Annotated in this window: 1 protein-coding gene and 1 pseudogene; both read right to left on the bottom strand. The window is 53.6% G+C overall.

Going from position 1 to position 1,253, the window contains the following annotated elements; translation table 11 throughout:
* A partial coding sequence (locus tag AUR66_RS23110) for an ATP-binding cassette domain-containing protein (protein WP_157533245.1) occupies nt 1-166 on the bottom strand: 166 nt, incomplete at its 3' end.
* 48 nt (nt 167-214) lie between these two features.
* Nucleotides 215-1,253: pseudogene (locus AUR66_RS22390) on the bottom strand (hypothetical protein); the annotation flags it as partial.

Genomic DNA, 1,253 nt, shown 5'->3' on the forward strand with positions numbered 1-1,253 from the left:
AGCTCAGAAGACCAAGCACGTTGAACAGAGTCGTCTTCCCTGCACCGCTTGGTCCCTGAATGAGGAGGGAGGTATCTCTCTCGACAGTAATTGAAACGTTGTCGAGAATGACGGAATTACCTCTTTCGACAGTTAGCGAATCGCCACGCAGTACGGGATCCGTCATCGTTACTCACCGTTTCAGGCTTCACATATGTATAGTGTGTGGGTCGAGTTAGGCGGTTGATACAGAACCGGTGTCACACACCACGTTTCCGGTGGGTTGTGAGATCGTCACAGGATCGTTTCCTGTGTTCGCATAGATGACGTTTCGGTCAGCAACCCATGCGTCGTACGTAGTTTGACTAACTGTCTCTGGTGCGGCCGGGAAGAGATGTGCACCAGTTGTCGTCCACGATCGCTGTGAAACAGCCGTGCATTGCGGGCTCGGCCCACCGGTGAGCCAGTTTGCGACATCGTTGATTCCGACGTCTTCTCCGAAGTAGAGTATACCAACACGCGATAGGGAATGGTCAGTCACCCACTGTGTGTCTGTGGCTGTTGAAACGAACTGCACACTCTCGAATTCAGACTCATAGGTCGTGCTGGGAATCGCTGCAGTATCCATTGTGAGATACGCAAGTGGCGTGGTTGCGAGTGTTGCGACGAGAACAACAACGACAAGTGTGACACGAAGTGTGCGTCTCGCCGTTGACTGTGTTGGTTGCGTGAGGAGCCGAACGAGCACGTACCCAACGAGTACAGCAGCGGGGAAGTGAAGGAAGGTCTGTGCCCGCATGACCGTGTCATAATATTCGGGTGTCAACGACGCGGTGAGGCCGAACCCAATGATCGTAACTGGTGCAAGGAAGATTGCAGTCAGAACTGCACCACCTCGATACGTCGAAAAGAGATCCAACCCGAATGCAGCGGTCACCGCGAACACACCAAGAATGCTCACGAGTGCGAGGATTACCTGTGGCGTCGCAGCCGTCCCGGGGAAGATTGGTGAGAGCGTGTTGAGCCCAACAACGGCAAAGAAGCCACCAACAACCGTGAGGTAGGAGACCTGCTTGATGCGAAGACTCGTTTGTTGTATCCATACGATGCCAATCGAGAGGATAATGAGCCACGCTAGAAAGAGCCCAGGATACGCAGAGACACGACCAACATAGGGAACCGTGAGCGTTGTTGCTGTTTCTGCGTACTGGTAGTACGAAAACATATATGCCCAGAAGGCAAGCGCCAGTGCTCCCGGGCCAAGTATCGAGGTG

This window comes from Haloferax profundi, assembly GCF_001469865.1.
In the GTDB taxonomy this organism is placed as follows: Archaea; Halobacteriota; Halobacteria; order Halobacteriales; family Haloferacaceae; genus Haloferax; species Haloferax profundi.